The 18,938-nt window shown below is 58.7% G+C and carries 18 protein-coding genes; 9 read left to right on the top strand and 9 right to left on the bottom strand.

All coding sequences use genetic code 11. From position 1 onward, the window contains the following. Positions 1 to 82: 82 nt before the first annotated feature. A complete protein-coding gene (locus CDA56_RS14760; protein ID WP_004102581.1) occupies positions 83 to 271 on the top strand; it encodes a YdiH family protein in 189 nt (62 codons plus the stop codon). A gap of 128 nt (positions 272 to 399) precedes the next feature. On the opposite strand, the gene uspE is transcribed toward CDA56_RS14760, so the two are convergent. From uspE to CDA56_RS14790, 6 genes are all read right to left on the bottom strand, one after another. Continuing rightward, entirely contained in the window at positions 400 to 1,350 is a 951-nt protein-coding gene (uspE, locus tag CDA56_RS14765; protein ID WP_004851366.1) for a universal stress protein UspE, read from the bottom strand. A 137-nt stretch (positions 1,351 to 1,487) separates the two neighbouring features. Continuing rightward, positions 1,488 to 2,240 carry a fumarate/nitrate reduction transcriptional regulator Fnr gene (gene fnr / locus CDA56_RS14770; protein ID WP_004851364.1) on the bottom strand — a complete coding sequence of 251 codons (753 nt, stop codon included), beginning with the start codon at positions 2,238 to 2,240 and terminating at the stop codon, positions 1,488 to 1,490. A gap of 194 nt (positions 2,241 to 2,434) precedes the next feature. Then, positions 2,435 to 2,950, bottom strand: a complete 516-nt coding sequence (gene ogt / locus CDA56_RS14775; protein ID WP_014229564.1) for a methylated-DNA--[protein]-cysteine S-methyltransferase — start codon at positions 2,948 to 2,950, stop codon at positions 2,435 to 2,437. Between the two features lie 454 nt (positions 2,951 to 3,404). Next, positions 3,405 to 4,931 (bottom strand): p-aminobenzoyl-glutamate transporter, encoded by a 1,527-nt coding sequence (abgT, locus tag CDA56_RS14780; RefSeq protein WP_103814319.1) that lies wholly within the window; start codon positions 4,929 to 4,931, stop codon positions 3,405 to 3,407. Between the two features lie 112 nt (positions 4,932 to 5,043). Then, positions 5,044 to 6,489 (bottom strand): M20 family metallopeptidase, encoded by a 1,446-nt coding sequence (locus CDA56_RS14785; protein WP_103814317.1) that lies wholly within the window; start codon positions 6,487 to 6,489, stop codon positions 5,044 to 5,046. Then, positions 6,489 to 7,799, bottom strand: a complete 1,311-nt coding sequence (locus CDA56_RS14790; RefSeq protein ID WP_064357293.1) for a M20 family metallo-hydrolase — start codon at positions 7,797 to 7,799, stop codon at positions 6,489 to 6,491. The genes CDA56_RS14785 and CDA56_RS14790 overlap by 1 nt, the downstream gene beginning before the upstream one ends. Positions 7,800 to 7,965: 166 nt before the next feature. Here CDA56_RS14790 and CDA56_RS14795 point away from each other — a divergent pair, with 166 nt between their 5' ends. Continuing rightward, positions 7,966 to 8,874 (top strand): LysR family transcriptional regulator, encoded by a 909-nt coding sequence (locus CDA56_RS14795; protein ID WP_014229560.1) that lies wholly within the window; start codon positions 7,966 to 7,968, stop codon positions 8,872 to 8,874. A gap of 82 nt (positions 8,875 to 8,956) precedes the next feature. Then, the gene (gene smrA / locus CDA56_RS14800; protein ID WP_004851345.1) at positions 8,957 to 9,520 is read left to right on the top strand and encodes a DNA endonuclease SmrA; all 564 of its coding nucleotides are present in this window, start codon (positions 8,957 to 8,959) and stop codon (positions 9,518 to 9,520) included. Here smrA and CDA56_RS14805 read toward each other — a convergent pair. After that, positions 9,517 to 10,323, bottom strand: a complete 807-nt coding sequence (locus CDA56_RS14805) for an IclR family transcriptional regulator domain-containing protein (RefSeq protein ID WP_004851343.1) — start codon at positions 10,321 to 10,323, stop codon at positions 9,517 to 9,519. The two genes, smrA and CDA56_RS14805, sit on opposite strands and share 4 nt — an antisense overlap. Positions 10,324 to 10,490: 167 nt before the next feature. On the opposite strand from CDA56_RS14805, the gene CDA56_RS14810 reads away from it, so the two are divergent. Genes CDA56_RS14810 through pcaC form a run of 6 tightly spaced genes read left to right on the top strand, consistent with a single transcriptional unit; the run spans position 10,491 to position 15,549 of the window. Further along, positions 10,491 to 11,177, top strand: a complete 687-nt coding sequence (locus CDA56_RS14810) for a 3-oxoacid CoA-transferase subunit A (protein WP_014229558.1) — start codon at positions 10,491 to 10,493, stop codon at positions 11,175 to 11,177. A 10-nt stretch (positions 11,178 to 11,187) separates the two neighbouring features. Further along, complete coding sequence (locus tag CDA56_RS14815; RefSeq protein WP_014229557.1) at positions 11,188 to 11,844, top strand: 3-oxoacid CoA-transferase subunit B; 657 nt, start codon at positions 11,188 to 11,190, stop codon at positions 11,842 to 11,844. A 10-nt stretch (positions 11,845 to 11,854) separates the two neighbouring features. After that, the gene (gene pcaF / locus CDA56_RS14820; RefSeq protein ID WP_004851337.1) at positions 11,855 to 13,057 is read left to right on the top strand and encodes a 3-oxoadipyl-CoA thiolase; all 1,203 of its coding nucleotides are present in this window, start codon (positions 11,855 to 11,857) and stop codon (positions 13,055 to 13,057) included. 9 nt (positions 13,058 to 13,066) lie between these two features. After that, positions 13,067 to 14,419 carry a 3-carboxy-cis,cis-muconate cycloisomerase gene (locus tag CDA56_RS14825; protein WP_103814315.1) on the top strand — a complete coding sequence of 451 codons (1,353 nt, stop codon included), beginning with the start codon at positions 13,067 to 13,069 and terminating at the stop codon, positions 14,417 to 14,419. Further along, positions 14,409 to 15,176: a 3-oxoadipate enol-lactonase gene (pcaD, locus tag CDA56_RS14830; protein WP_038424585.1), complete on the top strand. Its 768-nt coding sequence runs from the start codon at positions 14,409 to 14,411 to the stop codon at positions 15,174 to 15,176. Before CDA56_RS14825 ends, pcaD begins: the two co-directional genes overlap by 11 nt. Then, a complete protein-coding gene (gene pcaC / locus CDA56_RS14835) occupies positions 15,166 to 15,549 on the top strand; it encodes a 4-carboxymuconolactone decarboxylase (protein ID WP_064357309.1) in 384 nt (127 codons plus the stop codon). The genes pcaD and pcaC overlap by 11 nt, the downstream gene beginning before the upstream one ends. A gap of 80 nt (positions 15,550 to 15,629) precedes the next feature. Here the strand turns inward: pcaC and fumA are convergent, their stop codons facing one another. After that, a complete protein-coding gene (gene fumA / locus CDA56_RS14840; RefSeq protein WP_103814313.1) occupies positions 15,630 to 17,285 on the bottom strand; it encodes a class I fumarate hydratase FumA in 1,656 nt (551 codons plus the stop codon). A gap of 52 nt (positions 17,286 to 17,337) precedes the next feature. Continuing rightward, positions 17,338 to 18,843, bottom strand: coding sequence for an anion permease (locus tag CDA56_RS14845; protein ID WP_004851326.1), 1,506 nt, complete (start codon positions 18,841 to 18,843; stop codon positions 17,338 to 17,340). Positions 18,844 to 18,938 lie beyond the last annotated feature (95 nt).

The following is an 18,938-nucleotide window of genomic DNA, read 5'->3' on the forward strand; positions in this document are numbered from 1 at the left end:
GGTAACGAAGGGGTTATTTGCTCATAAAATAATCAGGCGAAGGTGTTACAATAGGCTGTTTTTCACCCAAACTGAGGATATTATGGATACCGAGTTAACCCCCACGCAACTGGCCATCGAATTTCTGCGCCGTGACCCCGCTGCTTTAACCCCCGCGCAGTATCTGAAAAAGCTGAAATTGCTGGAACTTGAGTTCGCCGATTTAATGGCGCTTTCGTCCATGGAGCTTAAAGAAGAGATCGATCACGCCTGGCGCTTAGGTATCCACTAACGTTTTCGTTACCCACAAAGCTGTTGAAATCGGGGCCAAATGGCCCTTTATTTTTGTTAATGGGATGCAAAAAAATCCCCCGCGCGGGCGGGGGATGACGTCTTATTACCACGAATGAAGTCAACGGACTAATCGTCTTCTTCGTCGTCCAGCTCAACCGGCGTCTGGTACTGGTCCGGCTTCAGCGCCAGCAGGTCGCAGCGCAGGTGGTCAATAACCTGTTCAGCGGTATTGCCGAGGAAGGCTGCCGAGAGTCCGGTTCGACCAATCGTACCCAGTACCACGATCCCCGCCTGAAGATGCTCTGAAAGGTCGGGAATGACCTCCTCAGGTAACCCTTTTTCAACGTGGGTGCGGCCTTCATCGATGCCGAATTTTTGCCGCAGCGCTTTCATGGCCAGCAGATGCTGACCGCGAATGGCGTCGTTATAGACGCTGGGGTCAAAATCAGGGAGCTCAATCGCGATATTGATGGGCGTGACGGGATAGGCGCCCACCAGGTGCACCTCTGTATGGTTTACCTGTTCCGCCAGCTCAATGGTTTCTCTGACCAGTTTTTCATTGAGCGCGTTGTGGTAGTTCTCTTCACTGGCGAGATTGACCGCCACCAGCGCTTTACCGCCTTCCGGCCACGGCTGATCTTTGACCATCCAGACCGGGCATGGGCATTTACGCAGCAGGTGCCAGTCCGTTGGGGTGAAAATCACCGCTTCCAGCTTGTCGTGCTGGTGCGCCATCTTCAGCACTAAATCATGCTTGTCGCTGATGATTTCCTGAATAATGGCTTCGAAGGGACGATTGTGCCACACCACTTTAATATCAATGGGCACGCCGGACTCTATATAGAATTTTGCCTGCTCGCGGATCCAGGCGGTACGCTGCCCGATGACGCCCTGGCGCATGGCCGTGCGTTCGTCGGGGGAGAGCAGGGTGGTCATTTCATAAGAAAAATCATAGATCGGCAAAAAGGCTTTGATGCGGCCACCAATCCGTTGGTGCAGATACACCGCGCGCCGCAATGCAGGCTGGTCGTCCTGATTGGGGTCGATTACTACCAGCATGTTCTGATACTTCGCCATACAGGGTCTCCTTACAACTGTAACTACAGTCTGTATTAAAAAGATAACCTATATGGATGAAATGAAACAGGGGATGAGCCTGGCCAGATCAACAAATTAGAAAAAAATTCGCGATCCGGCCGGATACGGGAGGACTATCAGGCGACGTTGCGGGCCTGGCCAGCAAGCTGCGCCAGCAGGTCGCTGTTTTCGATGGTGATATATTTGCCTTTAACCGCCAGCATACCGCTTTTCTGGAAACGTCCCAGCAGGCGGCTGATGGTTTCTACCGTCAGGCCCAGATAGTTGCCGATATCGCCACGGGTCATGGTGAGGCGGAACTCACGCGGCGAGAAGCCGCGCTGCGCGAAACGGCGGGACAGATTGTAGATAAAGGCCGCCAGGCGCTCCTCTGCGTTCTTTTTGGAAAGCAGCAGGATCATATCCTGATCGCCTTTGATCTCGCCGCTCATCAGACGCATCATCTGCTGACGCAGGTTCGGCATCTTACCGGAGAGGTCGTCCAGCGTTTCAAACGGAATCTCGCAGACCATTGAGGTTTCCAGCGCCTGGGCAAAGCTCGGGTGGTGGGCGGTGCCGATGGCGTCAAAGCCGACCAAATCGCCGGCCAGATGAAAACCGGTGATCTGCTCATCGCCCTGTTCGGTGATGGTGTAGCTTTTAATGGTGCCAGAACGAATTGCATACAGCGATTTCAGCTCATCACCGGCTTTGAACAAGGTCTGTCCTTTCTGGATAGGCTTTTTCCGCTCAATGATGTTATCAAGCTGGTCAAGCTCATGCTCGTTCAGAGTAAAAGGGATGCAAAGCTGGCTAATGCTGCAATCCTGGCAATGGATTGCACAACCGCCAGACTGAATGCGTCGTATAATTCGCTTTTCCGGGATCATAAGTCTGCTCAGGCTTTAATTGATATTGGTCAATTTTAACATCTTTTTGGTGAGCAGGTAAGTCTCGAACCCCTGAAACACGTAATATTAAAAGGGTAAATCAGTTACCCATTTTATCTCATTGATTATGAATAAGTTATCCGGCGATATTGGATTGTAAAATTACCGGAAGATTCCAGAAAAGGCACTTACGGTCAAAGGAGCAGATAGCCTTCGTGACGCAATAGCCACTCTTTTCGCTGCACGCCGCCGGCGTAACCCGTCATGGTGCCGTTACGCCCGATCACCCGGTGGCAGGGCACCACAATACTGACAGGATTTGAACCGTTGGCGGCACCCACGGCGCGCGCCGCACCCGGACGTCCCAGCGCCTCCGCGAGCTGACCGTAGTGCATGACCTGGCCGCAAGGGATGGTGCGCAGCGTTTGCCAGACTTCCCGCTGAAACGGCGTCCCGCCGGTGGCGGTAGGTAAGGTGTCGATAACGGCGAGATCGCCCGCGAAGTAATCGCTAAGCTTACGGCTCAGGTTACCTGGATTACGCGAATCAACGCGTTGGTAGCCTTCACGGCGATAATGCACATCCAGCAGTTGCTCCATGCGGTCGCGGTGCTGATCCCACTCAACGGCCCGCAGGTTAAACTGCTCATCGCAAATCACCCACAGAGGCCCCAGCGGGGTGTCAATTTTATCTTGCAACAGCGTGAGCATCGGTCATCCTTCAGCGAGGTTATTTTGGCAGGGCATCACCATAGCACGACGCGATGTGGGCAAACCATACTCCGAAAAGGTCAACAAACAGGGTCAGCATGGACTATTAATTATGAGGTGAGGAAAGCGATGTTTATTTTTACATTAACTCGCAGACGCGTTGGCAAGGCGATTTTGCTACCTTTATCCGGCGGCGAATTCATCGGCAACCATCCGGCGCGGCAGATAAACAGGCTGGCTTTCCTTGAGTCCATGATTTCCCGGCGTTTCTGCGCGGGTTTTTACCAACAAAGGTGGTGATATGCAATATATGATGACTGGCGTTGTAATTGTGATTATCAGCGGCTTAGTAATTCATCTGATCGCTTTGGCGATTGAAGGACTGTATAAAGTCATCAGTAACCGCACGACCTGGCGTTAACGTGTTTGTGGCCTTCCCTGGCCTGTCGCGACGTTAAGGTAATCGCGGATAAATACCCGGTCCGATGGGCAGCCCCACGAGGTACCAGCCAACCAGCAGCAGTAGCCAGACGGCAAGGAATATTAATGGATAAGGCAAGACCAGCGAGTAGTAGGTTCCAAGCTTAGCGTCGGGCCGGTAGCGCTGTAAGAAGCCGAGAAATAGCGGCACAAACGGCGATACCGGCGCCAGCGGCAGCACCGATGAGTCGGCGATGCGAAACAGAATCTGCGCAAATGCCGGGTGAAAGCCCAGCAGCATAAACATCGGCACGAAAATCGGCGCCAGAATCGACCAGATTGCCGAACCGCTGGCGATAAACATACACAAAAAGGCGGATAGCAGCGCCAGGCCGACAAACGCCGGTACGCCGTTCATTCCCGCGCTCTCCAGCAGATCCGTCAAGCCGACGGCCATAAATTTCCCCATATTGCTCCAGTTGAACATGGCGACGAACTGGGCCAGCGGGAAGACCATCACGATAAAACCTGCCATCTCTTTCATCGGCTCAATCATCAGCTGAGGCAGATCGGCCTGTCGGCGAATTTTGCCGGTGGCGATGCCGTAGGCCAGTGAAACGACGAAGAAGAAAAAGATAATGAGCGGGACGATCCCTTTTATAAACGGCGAAGGCATCACGGTATGCTTGATGGGATCGCGCAGGATACCGTTTTCCGGCACGACCATCAGCGCGATCGCCGCCACGAATAACAGCGCGGCCACGCCGGCCACGCGCAGGCCGAAGCGCTGTTCCGGCGTCAACGTCTGCAGCGTTTCATCGCTGTTGCCTTGCCATTGCCCTAACCGCGGTTCCACCAGTTTATCGGTAATCAATCCGCCAACCAGCGTGAGAACGATCACTGAGGTTGCCATAAAATACCAGTTATCAATCACGCTGACGTGGAGCGAGGCGTCAAGGGTTTTTGCCGCTTCGGTGCTGATGCCAGAGAGCAGGACATCGGTGGTGACGATGAGCAGATTGGCCGTGAAGCCGCAGCCGACGCCGGCGATGGCCGCCAGCAGCCCGGCAACCGGGTGGCGGCCGACGGCGAGGAACATCAGGGCGCCCAGCGGCGGCATAATCACCAGCGCGGCATCGGAAGAGATGTGGCTAAAGAAGCCGATAAACAGCACCATATAGCTGGCGTAACGGGCGCTAACGTGGGATGACATTTTCACCATCAGCGAAGGCAGCAGGCCCACTCGTTCCGCAAAACCGGCCCCCAGCACCAGAGCCAGAATGGCTCCCAGCGGCGCGAAACCGCTAAAGTTTTTAATGACGTTCGGCAAAAACCAGTGCAATCCTTCAACGCTAAGCAAATTTTTCACCACCACTCGCGAGCCGTCGGTGGGGTTCTGTACCCCGACGTTCAGCGCCGACAGGATGGCGGTGGCGACCATTAACGCCACAATCAGATAGATAAACAGTAAAAACGGATGCGGGACCTTGTTACCTATTTTTTCAACCCAGCCATAAAGCTTACCGGTGGGGGAAGGCGACGGTATGGATGACATACTCATGGGCGTTCCTCAGTTGTCGTTGTTGTGTTGGTTGTCTCTTTACCCCTGGGCGTGTCAGCCGTTATTTTTTTGGCGATTACCGCGTTGCCGTACTCCATCCACGGGGCTTTTATTATTTTAAAATCGACGGCTTGACCTCCTGTGGAATGGGGCACCGGTAGGGACTTTCGGCTAAGACCTGTGCCAGTTCCTGCTGGCTGGCGGTCAGTAACGCCCTGTCGCTGAACAGACGAATGGCCGTCGCGCCCAGCACTTTCCCCGCCAGCAGCATCCCTTTGTGGGCGATGGAGGTTCTGCCCTGGCTCACTAGTTGCCAGGAGTGCAGCGGCGTCCCGACGGCAAAACAGGGGCTGAAGCACTGGGCCACGGGGGCCTTCCAGCTCACGTCGCCGACGTCGGTAGAGCCCGCAAGGATGTTGTCCGTTGCCGCCCACGGCGCCACTTCATCGATCAGGCGCGTTTCGCGGTGGCGGCGGGTGAACGCTTTCCCGTCCTCGCCGCCGGTGTCGGCAATGTTTTTCAGGCTGTTATTGATATCGTTCGCGCTCAAGGTTGCGCGAATTTCGGCGGCGAATGCGCGCTCTTCCGCGCTCCAGGGCGGCGTGCCGTAATGGCAAACCGCCTGATACATCGCCGCTTCCAGCGTGCGGTTGGGCAGATAGCTGGAACAGGCTTTTTCGAAGCGACAGCTGACGCGGGTCTCGGTCATCAACGCCGCGCCTTGGGCGATTTTCTCGATCCGGGCGAAGATCTGCTGCGCGTCGGCCATTTCCGGCGCGCGAATGAGATACAGCACCTCCGCCTGCGCCTGGACAACGTTGGGAGAGACGCCGCCGGTATCGGTGATGGCGTAGTGCACCCGCGCCTTTTCGATAATATGTTCGTTAAGGAAGTTGCTGCCGGTGGTCATCAGCGTCACGGCATCCAGGGCGCTGCGGCCCAAATGCGGCGAGTTTGCCGCGTGCGCCGCGGTGCCGGTAAACCGCCACGCCGCCTGAATGTTGGCAAGGGTGCGGGTGCTGAACATCCCGGCCCAGGCTTCCGGATGCCAGGTCAGGGCGGCATCGATGTCATCGAATAACCCCTCGCGGACCATGAAGGTTTTCCCCGAGCCACCTTCCTCGCCGGGACAGCCATAGAAGCGAAGCGTGCCGGCGCCGCCCTGTTGCTGCAGCCAGTTCCTGGCGGCGAGCGCGGCGGCGAACGCCGCCGTACCAAGCAGATTATGCCCGCACCCGTGGCCGTTTTCTCCCGGCGTCGAAGACGCGGGTTCCGCGCAGTGGGCCTGCTGGCTGAGCCCCGCCAGGGCGTCAAATTCGCCGAGGAGGGCAATCACCGGTTGGCCCACGCCGAAGCTGGCGATAAAGGCGTTAGGGATCCCGCCGGCATTGCGGGTCAATTGAAAGCCTTCCGCTTCCAGCGCATCGGCCAAACGCGCAGCGGACCAGAACTCCTGAAAGCGGGTTTCCGGATGGTCCCAGATATCATCGGCAATGGCGCAAAAATCGTTGCGCCGCCCCTCAATAACGTCATCGACAAATTGATAAACGTGTTCCATTACACACCTCGCTGCCAGGGAAAGTTCAGGGCGACGCGTGCTAACGTTTCGACGGCCAAGGTCATCACGTTCTCGTCGAAATCGAATTTTTCATTGTGGTGACCGGCGCTCAGTTCCGTGCCGAATATCATGTATGAGGCGAGACCGCCGCGCTCCTGGACCCGGGCCATCATCAGGGTGGCATCCTCGGAGCCCGCCGGGGCAGCGATACGATCGACAGCCTGTTTAACGCCGGGGACCTGGGCCGTCTGCTGGCGCAGATAGTCCACCCACGCCGGCGACGGGGCGCTGGAGGTGGCCGCGCCCATCAGCTGCAGCTGGTAACTGGCTTCATACATGGTCGCCGCGCCGGCGATCGCCTGTTTAGCCCGCTCAAAGACGTACTGGTTAATGGCATCCGTTTCGCCACGGGTTTCGACTTTTAATAGCGCGGAGGAGGGAACCACGTTACGCCCGGTACCGGCCTGCATGACGCCGACGTTAACCCTTGACGCCCCGGCGCTGTGCGGCGCGATGGCGTGCAGGGCAAGGGCGGCCTGGGCCGCCGCCAGTAGCGCGTTACGGCCATCTTCCGGTTTACCACCAGCGTGGGCGGCGACGCCGCTGAACTGCACATCAAATTTGGTGGTGGCCATAAAGTTATCGCCGCCGCAGACGACGGTGCCGGCAGGGACGCCGGTACCGATATGAATAGCGGTAAAGTAATCCACCTCATCAAGTACGCCCGCCGCGACCATGGCGCGCGCGCCGCGGGTACCTTCTTCCGCCGGCTGGAAAATCAGCACCATCGTCCCGTTGAGCTGCGCGGCATACTCCTTCAGCACGTGCGCCAGACCCAGCCCGATTGCGGTGTGACCGTCGTGGCCGCAGGCATGCATCATGCCGTCGTTGCAGGAGGCAAAACGATCGCGATGCGGACGGTGACTATCGTCATGCTGCTCGTTGAGATCGAGCGCATCCATGTCGACGCGAAACGCCAGCGTCGGCCCCGGCCGCCCGGTATTGAGGGTCGCCACCACTCCGGCGAAGCCGCCTTCAAACGCCGGTAGCCAGCGTTCAGACGCACCCTGCGCGCGGGCGCGCTGGAACGCCTGCGCCAGGGTCTCTTCATCAGGCAGGCCCATACGGCTATCGGCATCGATAACGTCACGCCCCAGCGCCAGCTGATAACCCAGACCGTCTAATACTTCCGCCACTTTGCTGGCGGTGCGGAACTCCAGCCAGCCGGATTCCGCATGCAGGTGAAAATCGCGACGCCATTCGGTCATTTTTGGCGCCAGCTGGTTGATGAAATCATAAAGTTGCGGCATAACCTTTCCCGTTATAAGCAAAAACTGTGATGATGTTCACGAAGTGATAGCCTTTACTTATCACTCATCACTTTCATGCACTCTCATCCTTAACCTGCCACAGCACAATCGATTACAGTAGATGTCATTTTCTTCTGTCTGATAAACACTGGTTATCACTCACAACATGTCATTTCAGATTAAATTTCACCACATTCGGGCCTTCGTTGAGGTCGCGCGCGAAGGAAGTATTCGCGGCGCCAGCCGGGCGTTGGCGATTTCGCAGCCGGCGTTGACCAAAGCGATTAAAGAGCTGGAAGAGGGGCTCTCCGCGCAGCTGTTTGTGCGCCGTAGCCAGGGGGTGGCGCTGACCGAAAATGGCGAAAGTTTTTATCAACATGCGAGCCTGATCCTGGAAGAGCTGCGGGTGGCGCAGGATGAATTGCTGCAACGTCAGGGCGAGCAGGCCGGGCAGATTAATATCGGCCTTGGCGCCAGCGTAGCGCGTTCGCTGATGCCTTCGGTTATTTGCCGCTTTCATCAGCAGCATCCGCTGGTGAAGGTGCGGATTATGGAAGGACAGCTGCTGGCGATGATTAATGAACTGCGTCAGGGTGAGCTGGATTTCACCATCAATACTTACTATCCCGGCCCCTACGATCATGAATTCAGCTTTGAGAAGCTATTTGAGAAACCTTTCGCGGTATTCGCCCGCGCCGGTCACCCGGCGGCACACGTCACTTCACTGACCGAGCTGCTCGATCACCACTGGACGATGCCGACGCCGCGCGGCAGCTACTTCAAACAGCTGCAGGAGATGTTTAACCAGGCCGGACTGGCGCCAAAGGTGGATATCGTTTGTGAGACCTTCTCTTCGTGCATTAGCCTGGTGGTGAAAAGCGATTTTCTCAGCATTCTGCCGGTCGAACTTGGCAACGACCCGATGATGGCGGATAAGCTGGTGATGATCCCCATTCGAGAAGCGTTACCCAAAGCCACCTATTTTCTGATTCAGCGCCGCGATACGCGGCAAACGCCCTTAACCGCGTCATTAATCACGTTGTTTCGTCGTCAGAGCCGACAACTGTTTCCATAATCGCGCAGAGGTGGTTAAACGCGTTGAGGAGGCGCCGCGAGACGGCTATAGTAACCTCCCGGTAGTAGCTGGAGGAGCGCGCATGAACCTTGACGACAAATCCCTATTTCTTGGCGCCATGGAGGACGTTCAGCCTCTGAAACATAATCACGACGTTCACTGGCACCCCGCGCGCAATACTCGCGCCGCGCAGCGGATTGATCCCCTGCAGCTGGATAACTTTCTGACCACCGGCTATCTCGATATTGTGCCGCTGGCAACCGCCCTTGAGTTTAAGCGGGAAGGTCTGCAAAGCGGCGTACTGGAGAAGCTCCGGCGCGGCAAATACGGCCAGCAGGCAAGCCTCAATCTGCTGCGCCAGCCGGTGGAGAAGTGCCGACAGAATCTGTTTGCTTTTGTGGTCCAGGCGCAAAAAGAGGGGCTGCGTAATGTGCTGATCGTGCATGGCAAAGGGCGCGACGATAACGCGCACGCCAATATTATTCGCAGCTACCTGGCGCGCTGGCTGGTGGAACTCCCGGAAGTCCAGGCGTTCTGCGCGGCGTTACCGCACCACGGCGGCAGCGGCGCCTGCTACGTGGCCCTGCGGAAATCGGCGGAGGCAAAGCAGGAAAACTGGGAGCGCCACGCCAAGCATAGCCGCTAGCGCATCAGCAGCGTCAGTTCCCGGGCTGCTTTCTGTAGCTCGGGTAACACCCGCTCCAGCATCTCGTGCGTGGAGACCTGTCCGGCGTGTACGCCGACGTTCAGCGCAGCCTGAATCTGCCCCTGAGGGTTAAACAGCGGTACCGCCAGCGAGCGCAGCCCCATCTCGAGCTCCTGATCGTTAAGCGCGTAGCCCTGCTGGTGCACGCGCTTAAGTTCGGTACGCAGCTTCGCAACCGAATCAACGGTTTGCGGGGTATAGCGAATCATCGTGACCCGGCCCAGCATATCGTTCAGCTTCTCCTCCGGCTGATAGCTCAGCAGCACGCGTCCCATGGAGGTCGCCCAGGCGGGCAGGCGGCTGCCGATGTCGAGATCGATGGTCATAATGCGCGAACTCGACGCGCGAGCGATATAAAGAATGTCGTCGCCGTCGAGAGTGGCGATGGAGCAGGACTCATTGAGCATTTCGCTTAAATGCTTCAGCACCGGCTGCGCCGAACGCGCCAGCGGCGTGGAGGCAAGCCAGGCGTGGCCCAGCGCCAGAATTTTCGGTCGCAGCTGGAAATTTTTACCATCTTCGGCGTAAACAAAGCCCAGTTTGCTCAGCGTATACAGGCAGCGGCGCACCGCCGCGCGCGGAATGCCGGTCTTTTGGCTGATCTGCGAAATTGAGAGCAGCGGGCGCTGCGGAGTAAACGCCTGGATCACCTCCAGCCCGCGCGCCAGCGAAGCCATAAAGTTCGGATCGCCCTTAAACGGATCGCTATCGCCCGTCAGTAAATCATCTGGATGCTTCTCCATTCTCTTCTCCGTATTTGCCGTCGATCACATTCTTTCGCTAAACATACACGATGTTCGATTATCGCACCATATTTCGATTATCGCCCTTGACCAGCATCGTTAAGCGGGTCACATTTTGTGCGAACAACGAATAAAAGTGCGATTACCGCACATACAGGAGCGACCTGATGATTGATAAAAGCGTGTCGACGCTACGTGATGCCATCGCCGGGATCCACGACGGGGCGACCATAATGATTGGCGGTTTTGGCCCCGCCGGGCAGCCGACGTACCTGATAGATGCTCTGATAGAACAGGGGGCCCGTGATTTAACCATTATCAATAACAATGCGGGCAACGGCGAAGTCGGCCTGGCGGCGCTGCTGAAGGCCGGTCGGGTGCGAAAAATGATCTGTTCGTTCCCACGTCAGGTTGATTCGCAGATTTTCGATGACCTTTATCGCCGCGGTAAAGTTGAGCTGGAGCTGGTACCGCAGGGCAACCTCGCGGCGCGGATCCAGGCGGCAGGCGCGGGCCTCGGCGCGGTGTTTACCCCCACCGGCTACGGCACGCCGCTGGCGGAGGGGAAAGAGACCCGCGAAATCGACGGGCGTCATTACGTGCTCGAATACCCCATCAGGGCCGACTTCGCGTTGATCAAAGCCCACCAGGGCGACCGCTGGGGAAACCTGGTTTATCGCAAAGCGGCGCGCAACTTCGGCCCGATTATGGCGACCGCCGCGAAAACCACCATTGTAGAAGTTTCGCAGCTGGTGCCCTTGGGCGATCTCGACCCGGAAAGCATCATTACCCCGGGCATTTTTGTGCAGCGCGTCTACTCCCTGGAAAACCTGATTGCCGCTAAAAGCGCCTGAGGAACTCTTAATGCAAAAACTGACTCGCGATGAGATGGCCCAGCGCGTGGCCCGCGATATTCCCGAAGGCGCTTACGTCAATCTGGGGATCGGCTTGCCCACCCGCATCGCCAACTATCTTCCTGCCGATAAAGAAATCTTCCTGCACAGCGAAAACGGCCTGCTGGGGATGGGGCCGAAACCGCTGCCGGGGGAAGAGGATCCGGAGCTGATTAACGCCGGGAAAGAGTATGTGACTCTGCTCAACGGCGGCTGCTACTTTCACCACGGCGACTCCTTCGCCATGATGCGCGGCGGGCACCTCGATATCTGCGTGCTTGGCGCTTACCAGGTTTCCGCCAGCGGCGATCTGGCGAACTGGAGTACCGGCGCGCCCGACGCCATTCCTGCCGTCGGCGGAGCGATGGATCTGGCCATTGGCGCTCGTCAGGTCTTCGTGATGATGGATCACCTGACCCGCGACGGGGAGTGCAAGCTGGTAGAGCACTGCACCTATCCGCTGACCGGCGTCGGCTGCGTCAGCCGTATCTACACCGACCTGGCGGTCATCGATATCAGCGAAAGCGGCCCGGTGGTGCGGGAAATCTTTAATGGCCTCTCTTTTGAGGAACTGCAGCGCATCACGCCGGTGGCGCTGACTTTTGCACAACTGGCGGAAAGCGCGTAAGGAACCTATGATGAATCAGGCATTTATCTGTGATGCGGTGCGGACGCCGTTCGGCCGCTTTGGCGGTACCCTGGCCACCCTGCGCGCCGACGATCTGGCGGCGCTGCCGCTGAAAGCGCTGCTGGAGCGCAATCCGGGACTCGATCCGGCGCGTATTGATGATGTGATTTACGGCTGCGCTAACCAGGCGGGGGAAGATAACCGCAACGTCGCGCGCATGGCGCTGCTGCTGGCCGGTCTGCCGGAAAGCGTACCGGGCAGTACCGTAAACCGCCTGTGCGGTTCCAGCCTTGATGCGATCGGTATCGCAGCGCGCGCGATTAAAAGCGGCGAAACTCAGCTGATGATCGCCGGCGGCGTGGAGAGCATGTCGCGCGCGCCTTTTGTGATGGGCAAGGCCGAAAGCGCCTTTAGCCGCACGATGCGGATGGAAGATACCACCATCGGCTGGCGCTTCATTAACCCGCAGATGAAAGCGCTGTACGGCGTGGATTCGATGCCGGAAACGGCGGAAAACGTGGCGGACGATTTCGCCATTTCGCGGGAGGACCAGGATGCGTTTGCGCTTCGCAGCCAGCTGCGTACGGCGGCGGCGCAGGAGGCCGGACGCTTTGCCGACGAGCTGATTGCCGTCTCGGTGCCGCAGCGTAAGGGCGAACCGCTACTCTTTAGCCGCGATGAGCACCCGCGCAGCACCACGGCGGAGGCGCTGGCCAGGCTGCGCGGCGTGGTGCGCGCCGACGGTACGGTGACGGCAGGTAATGCTTCCGGAGTCAACGACGGCGCCTGCGCGCTGCTGCTTGCCAGCGAGCAGGCGCTGGCCGCCAATGATTTACAGCCGCTCGCCCGCGTGGTGGGCGTCGCGACGGCTGGGGTGGCGCCGCGTATTATGGGATTTGGCCCAGCGCCGGCGGTACGTAAGGTGCTGGCGCAAACCGGGCTAACGCTTGGGCAGATGGACGTCATTGAACTGAATGAGGCCTTTGCCGCTCAGGCGCTGGCGGTCACGCGCGATCTGGGTCTGCCCGACGATGCGGCGCACGTCAACCCTAACGGCGGCGCGATAGCCCTCGGACATCCGCTGGGCGCCTCCGGCGGCCGTCTGGCAATGACCGCGGCGTACCAGCTGCGCCGTACCGGCGGGCGCTATGCGCTGTGCACCATGTGTATCGGCGTCGGTCAGGGGATCGCGCTGATTATAGAACGCGTTTAAGGAGCCATAATGAGTTTGTTGACCCCGATGATGCGCACCAGTCCGCTGACCGCCTGGTTCAGCGATGCGCAGCGGGTACAGGGGATGCTGGATTTTGAAGCCGCGCTGGCTCGCGCTCAGGTCGAATGCGGCCTCGTGCCGCAGGCGGCGCTTAATCCCATTATTGAGAGTTGCCGGCACGAAAACATCGACTTCTCCGCGCTGGGGCAGGCCGCCGCCAGCGCCGGGAATCTGGCGATCCCGCTGGTCAAACAGCTGACCGCGCGGGTTAAACAACGGGATGACGCGGCGGCGCGCTACGTACACTGGGGGGCGACCAGCCAGGATGCTATCGACACCGGCTTTATCCTGCAACTGCGCGGCGCGCTGGCGGAAACGGACTCCCTGCTGCAGCAACTGCTCGACGCGTTAGCCCATCAGGCGGCGCGCTATCAGGATACGGTGATGGCCGGGCGTACCTGGATGCAGCATGCGCTGCCGGTCACCTTCGGTCTGAAACTGGCCGGGACGCTGGATGCGCTGCTGCGCTGGCAGGTGCGTCTGCGAGAGATGCGCTCAAGGGTGCTGGCGCTGCAGTTTGGCGGCGCGGCGGGCACCCTCGATTCCCTTAAAACGCAGGCGCCGCGGATCGCCGGCGCGCTGGCGAAAACCCTCGACCTGCAGCTTCCGGACGCGCCGTGGCACAGCCAGCGCGACCGGCTGCTGGAGGTGGGGGCATGGTACGCGGGCGTCTGCGGCACGCTGGGTAAATTCGCCAATGATTTTTCTCTGCTGATGCAAACCGAGGTTGCAGAGGTGGGTGAACCGGTCGCCGAAGGACGCGGCGGATCGTCTACCATGCCGCACAAACGCAATCCCATCTCCTGCGCCGCTATTTTGACCGCCGCCCAGCGTACGCCCGGACTGGTGGCAACGCTCTATGCCGGGCAGATCCAGCAGCACGAGCGGGCGCTGGGCGGCTGGCAGGCGGAGTGGGAAACGCTGCCGGAGCTGATAACCCTCGTCGGCGGCGCGCTGGCGCAGAGCGAAGCGCTGGTCCGCGATATGCAGGTCTTCCCGCATAAGATGCGCACCGACCTCGATATCACCCATGGCCTGATTATGGCCGAGGCCGTCACTCTGGCGCTGGCGGAGTTTGTCGGCAAAGCCGAGGCTCATCACCGGGTTGAGGCGCTGTGTCGCCAGGCGCTGGATGCGTCACGTTCGCTGTTAAGCGTGCTGGAAACCGATCCGCTGGTCAGCGAGCATCTCTCCGCCAGCCGCTTAACCCAACTGCTGGACCCGACAACGGCGACCGGCAGCTCAGCACTCTTCGTGCGCCAGGTTGTGGCGCGCTATAAGGAGCAACGTTATGAATGTTGATTATCAGATAGATGGGCCGCAAGACGCGCCGGTCATCGTTCTCTCTAACTCGCTGGGCACTACCCGGGCGATGTGGCAGCCGCAGCTTGAGGCGTTAACGCAGCATTTTCGCGTGCTGCGCTACGATACCCACGGCCATGGTGCCACCCGTAAAAACGGTAAAGTGACGCTGGCGCAGCTCGGCGAAGATGTGATTGCGCTGCTCGATCATCTTAATATCGCTAAAGCCTGGTTCTGCGGGATTTCAATGGGCGGCCTGACCGGCCTGTGGCTGGGGCGCTTTGCCCCTGAACGTTTTCAGGGGCTGGTCGTTGCCAACACCGCTGCGCGTATTGGCGACCAGGCCGGCTGGCTGTCGCGTGCCCGCACGGTGCGTCAGGAAGGGATGGCAGTGGTCGCCGCAGGCGCCGCGGACCGCTGGTTTACCCACGCATTTCGCCAGAAGACGCCGGAAGTGGTGGAGGCGTTGTGTCACCAACTGACCCATATCGATGCTGAAGGCTATGCGGCCTGCTGCGAAGCGCTGGCCGCCGCCGATCTGCGTGGAGAGGTCGCGCAGATCGCGATTCCGGTGCTGATCGTCGCCGGGGAAAGTGACCCTGTCACAACGGTGGCGGACGCCAACTTCCTGCATCAGCAGATCCCGGTCTCTGAAGTCGTCGTGCTGGCGGCTTCGCATTTATCGAATATCGAAGCGCCGGGGGCGTTCAGCTCGGCGCTGCTGGGTTTTGTTCAGGGGGAAAAGCATGGACGATAAACAGCGGTATCAGCGGGGAATGGAGGTCCGGCGGAAGGTGCTCGGCGATGCTCACGTCGATAAGACGCTGCAAAAGCTGACGCCGCTGAATGAAGAGTTCCAGGATTTTATTACCCGCTACGCCTGGGGAGAGACCTGGACCCGGCCGGGGCTCGATCATCATACCCGCAGCATGATCACTATTGCCATGCTGATTGCGCTGAACCGCGAAGCAGAGCTGAAAATGCATCTGCGCGCGGCGTTTAATAACGGCGTCACCCGCGATGAGCTGAAAGAGCTGATTATGCACTCCGCGCTCTACTGCGGCCTGCCCGCCGCCAACGCCACGATGCATCTGGCGCAGCAGGTATTTGACGAGCTGGATGCCGTTTAGCCGCCAGGCAGGTTTGTCGCACATTTCAGGCCGTCATGCGACGGCCTTCGACGGTTACCCGCCGCCAGGGGCGGGTAATATCATCCTCTTTGCTGCGAACAGCCTGCGCACTGCTTATTCTGGATCTGCTGGAAGAAGTCATTGCCTTTGTCATCCACCAGAATAAACGCCGGGAAGTTTTCCACTTCGATTTTCCAGATGGCTTCCATCCCCAGTTCAGGATAGGCCACGCACTCCAGGCTCTTGATGCTCTGCTGCGCCAGCACCGCCGCCGGACCGCCGATGCTGCCGAGGTAAAAACCGCCGTGTTTGTGACAGGCATCGGTGACCTGCTGGCTGCGGTTGCCTTTGGCCAGCATCACCATGCTTGCGCCGTGGGATTGCAGCAGGTCGACGTAAGAGTCCATGCGGCCTGCGGTGGTCGGGCCAAGGGAGCCGGACGCATAGCCTTCCGGGGTTTTCGCCGGGCCGGCGTAGTAGATCGGATGATCTTTGACGTACTGCGGCAGTTCTTCACCGTTATCGATAAGCTCTTTCAGCTTCGCGTGGGCGATATCGCGGGCCACAATAATGGTGCCGTTGAGCGTCAGACGCGTCGAGACCGGATGGGCGGAAAGCTGGGCCAGAATCTCGCTCATCGGCTGATTAAGATCGATGCTGACGACCTTGCCTTCGCCCTGCTGGCGCAGATGTTCGGGAATATACTGACCCGGGTTGCTCTCCAGTTTCTCAATCCAGATACCGTGGCGGTTGATTTTGGCTTTGATATTGCGATCCGCCGAACAGGAGACGCCCATGCCCACCGGGCAGGAGGCGCCGTGGCGCGGCAGGCGGATGACGCGGATATCGTGGGCGAAGTATTTGCCGCCGAACTGCGCGCCGAGACCGAGGTTTTGCGCCTCCACCAGCAGTTCCTGCTCCAGCTGAATATCGCGGAAGGCCTGGCCGTGTTCGTTGCCTTCGGTCGGCAGTTCGTCGTAATAGTGGGTAGAGGCCAGCTTCACCGTTTTTAGCGTCGCTTCTGCCGAGGTACCGCCAATCACAAAGGCGATATGGTACGGCGGGCAGGCGGCGGTACCGAGCGTGCGCATCTTCTCAACGAGATAGTTTTTCAACTTCGCCGGAGTGATTAACGCTTTGGTTTCCTGATACAGATAGGTTTTGTTGGCCGAGCCGCCCCCTTTGGCCATACAGAGGAATTTATATTCATCGCCGTCGACGCTGTAGAGGTCGATTTGCGCAGGCAGGTTAGTCCCGGTATTGACCTCTTTGTACATATCCAGCGGCGCGTTCTGCGAATAGCGCAGGTTATCCTCAGTATAGGTGTTATAGACGCCGCGGGCGAGGGCCGCTTCATCACCGCCGCCGGTCCACACGCGCTGGCCTTTCTTACCCATAATAATCGCCGTGCCGGTATCCTGGCAGGTGGGCAGCACGCCTTTGGCCGCGATTTCAGAGTTGCGCAGGAACTGCAGCGCCACGTACTTATCGTTATCGCTGGCTTCAGGGTCGAGAAGGATCTGCGCGACCTGTTTTTGGTGGGAAACGCGCAGCATAAACGCCGCATCGTGGAAGGCCTGCTGTGCCAGAAGGGTGAGGGCCTGAGGGTCTACTTTGAGGATCTCCTGGCCTTCAAATTCGGCCACGGACACGTGCTCTTTGCTCAGCAGATAGTATTCAGTCTTATCTTTTGCTAGCGGAAAGGCTTCCTGATAGACAAATGGTTTAGTCGACATTGCTTTGCTCCCTAAGAGTAAAACCGCCGGGGTTCGGCCCGACGGTTATGAATCAGAACATCATGGACATCCACGGATAGCCAATCAGCAGCAGGGCGGCCAGGAAGATGGCGCCGAAAATGGTGCCGAGACGCCAGTAGTCTTTGGTCGGCAGATAGCCGCTGCCGTAGTAGATTGGGCTCGGGCCGGTACCGTAGGGGGTGATAATCCCCATCACGCCGAGCGAGGTCACCATCAGCAGTACGAACACCTGCATATTCATCCCCGGAATGGTGGAGGCGATAGTCAGCATGGCCGGCAGCAGCGCGGTGGTGTGCGCGGTGGTGCTGGCGAACAGATAGTGCAGCAGATAGAACGCCAGCAGCAGGACGACGGTCGCGACGCCCGGGGAGATGCCGCTCATCAGCGCGCCGCCTTCTTTACCCAGCCAGGCGATAAAACCGGTGGAGGAGAGGCCGTCGGCCAGCGCCACCAGGGTCGCGAACCAGGCAAAGGTATTCCACGCCGCTTTGTTGCTGGTGATATCGTTCCACGAAAGTACGCCGGTCCACAGCATCAGCACGATAACCAGCAGGGCGGCCAGCGCCGGTTCAATCCATTCGGCGGCGAAGATCCACATCATCAGCGCAAAGCAGACGAAGACCAGCAGCAGAATTTCATTGCGCGACAGGCGGCCAAGTTTTTCCAGCTCGCGGGCGGCCCACAGCGGCACTTCATCGTTGACTTTCACTTCCGGCGGGTAGAACCAGTAGGCCAGCAGCGGCATTGCCAGAATCAGCAGGATACCCAGCGGCAGAAAGGCGATAAACCAGGTGCCCCAGGAGATATTAATGCCGACGATGCTTTTCACCAGCGCCAGCGCCAGCAGGTTCGGCGCCAGTGCGGAGAGAAACATCGAGCTGGTGATACAGGCGGCGGTAATGGCCACCCACATCAGGTAGGAGCCGATACGGCGCGCGCTCGGGTCGTTGGGCTTAGAGCCGTACAGCGGCGGCAGGTTAGCGATAATCGGGTAGATAGTCCCCCCGCTGCGCGCGGTGTTGGAGGGAGTAAACGGCGCCAGCAGCAGGTCGGCGAAGGTGATGGCGTAGCCCAGCGTCAGGCTGCGGCGGCCGAGATACTTCACCAGGATCAGCGCCAGACGGCGGCCAAACTGGGTTTTATCGTAGCCGGCGGCAAACATAAAGGCGCCGAAGATAAGCCAGACGGTGGAGTTACCGAAACCGCTCACCGCCCATTTAAAGGAGGCGCCGGCAAGCTTGAACCCTGGCGCGGCCAGCTGTTCAGGGCTGAACAGCAGCCACTGGCTGCACAGCGCAATCACCACCACGCCGGTAATACCGATGACCGCGCCGGGCAGCGGTTCGAAGATCAGACCGACGATCACGCCGACGAAAATGGCAAAGTAGTGCCAGGCGTAAGGGGGAAGGCCGTCGGGCACCGGGACGAATAAGAGTAAGACGGCAACGATAATGGGCATCGCCATCATCAGCAGACGTTTATAAGCAGCATTTGTTGCTGCACCGGCAGGCGGTATGGTTGTCTTTTTCTCTTTCATAATGAGTATCTGCAAGTAGTTAAAAATAGGGTTTGGTCATCGCTTAACCGTTCGATTTCTTTAGTTGCAAAACTTTCTTTAATTATTAATTGTCG

Origin of the sequence: Klebsiella michiganensis (assembly GCF_002925905.1) — a bacterium.
Lineage (GTDB): Bacteria > Pseudomonadota > Gammaproteobacteria > Enterobacterales > Enterobacteriaceae > Klebsiella > Klebsiella michiganensis.

Excerpts from the sequence above, each read along its gene's own strand:
- CDA56_RS14760 (WP_004102581.1), top strand. The coding sequence starts at position 83 with ATGGATACCGAGTTAACCCCCACGCAACTGGCCATCGAATTTCTGCGC.
- uspE (WP_004851366.1), bottom strand. The coding sequence starts at position 1,350 with ATGGCGAAGTATCAGAACATGCTGGTAGTAATCGACCCCAATCAGGAC.
- fnr (WP_004851364.1), bottom strand. The coding sequence starts at position 2,240 with ATGATCCCGGAAAAGCGAATTATACGACGCATTCAGTCTGGCGGTTGT.
- ogt (WP_014229564.1), bottom strand. The coding sequence starts at position 2,950 with ATGCTCACGCTGTTGCAAGATAAAATTGACACCCCGCTGGGGCCTCTG.
- abgT (WP_103814319.1), bottom strand. The coding sequence starts at position 4,931 with ATGAGTATGTCATCCATACCGTCGCCTTCCCCCACCGGTAAGCTTTAT.
- CDA56_RS14785 (WP_103814317.1), bottom strand. The coding sequence starts at position 6,489 with ATGGAACACGTTTATCAATTTGTCGATGACGTTATTGAGGGGCGGCGC.
- CDA56_RS14790 (WP_064357293.1), bottom strand. The coding sequence starts at position 7,799 with ATGCCGCAACTTTATGATTTCATCAACCAGCTGGCGCCAAAAATGACC.
- CDA56_RS14795 (WP_014229560.1), top strand. The coding sequence starts at position 7,966 with ATGTCATTTCAGATTAAATTTCACCACATTCGGGCCTTCGTTGAGGTC.
- smrA (WP_004851345.1), top strand. The coding sequence starts at position 8,957 with ATGAACCTTGACGACAAATCCCTATTTCTTGGCGCCATGGAGGACGTT.
- CDA56_RS14805 (WP_004851343.1), bottom strand. The coding sequence starts at position 10,323 with ATGGAGAAGCATCCAGATGATTTACTGACGGGCGATAGCGATCCGTTT.
- CDA56_RS14810 (WP_014229558.1), top strand. The coding sequence starts at position 10,491 with ATGATTGATAAAAGCGTGTCGACGCTACGTGATGCCATCGCCGGGATC.
- CDA56_RS14815 (WP_014229557.1), top strand. The coding sequence starts at position 11,188 with ATGCAAAAACTGACTCGCGATGAGATGGCCCAGCGCGTGGCCCGCGAT.
- pcaF (WP_004851337.1), top strand. The coding sequence starts at position 11,855 with ATGAATCAGGCATTTATCTGTGATGCGGTGCGGACGCCGTTCGGCCGC.
- CDA56_RS14825 (WP_103814315.1), top strand. The coding sequence starts at position 13,067 with ATGAGTTTGTTGACCCCGATGATGCGCACCAGTCCGCTGACCGCCTGG.
- pcaD (WP_038424585.1), top strand. The coding sequence starts at position 14,409 with ATGAATGTTGATTATCAGATAGATGGGCCGCAAGACGCGCCGGTCATC.
- pcaC (WP_064357309.1), top strand. The coding sequence starts at position 15,166 with ATGGACGATAAACAGCGGTATCAGCGGGGAATGGAGGTCCGGCGGAAG.
- fumA (WP_103814313.1), bottom strand. The coding sequence starts at position 17,285 with ATGTCGACTAAACCATTTGTCTATCAGGAAGCCTTTCCGCTAGCAAAA.
- CDA56_RS14845 (WP_004851326.1), bottom strand. The coding sequence starts at position 18,843 with ATGAAAGAGAAAAAGACAACCATACCGCCTGCCGGTGCAGCAACAAAT.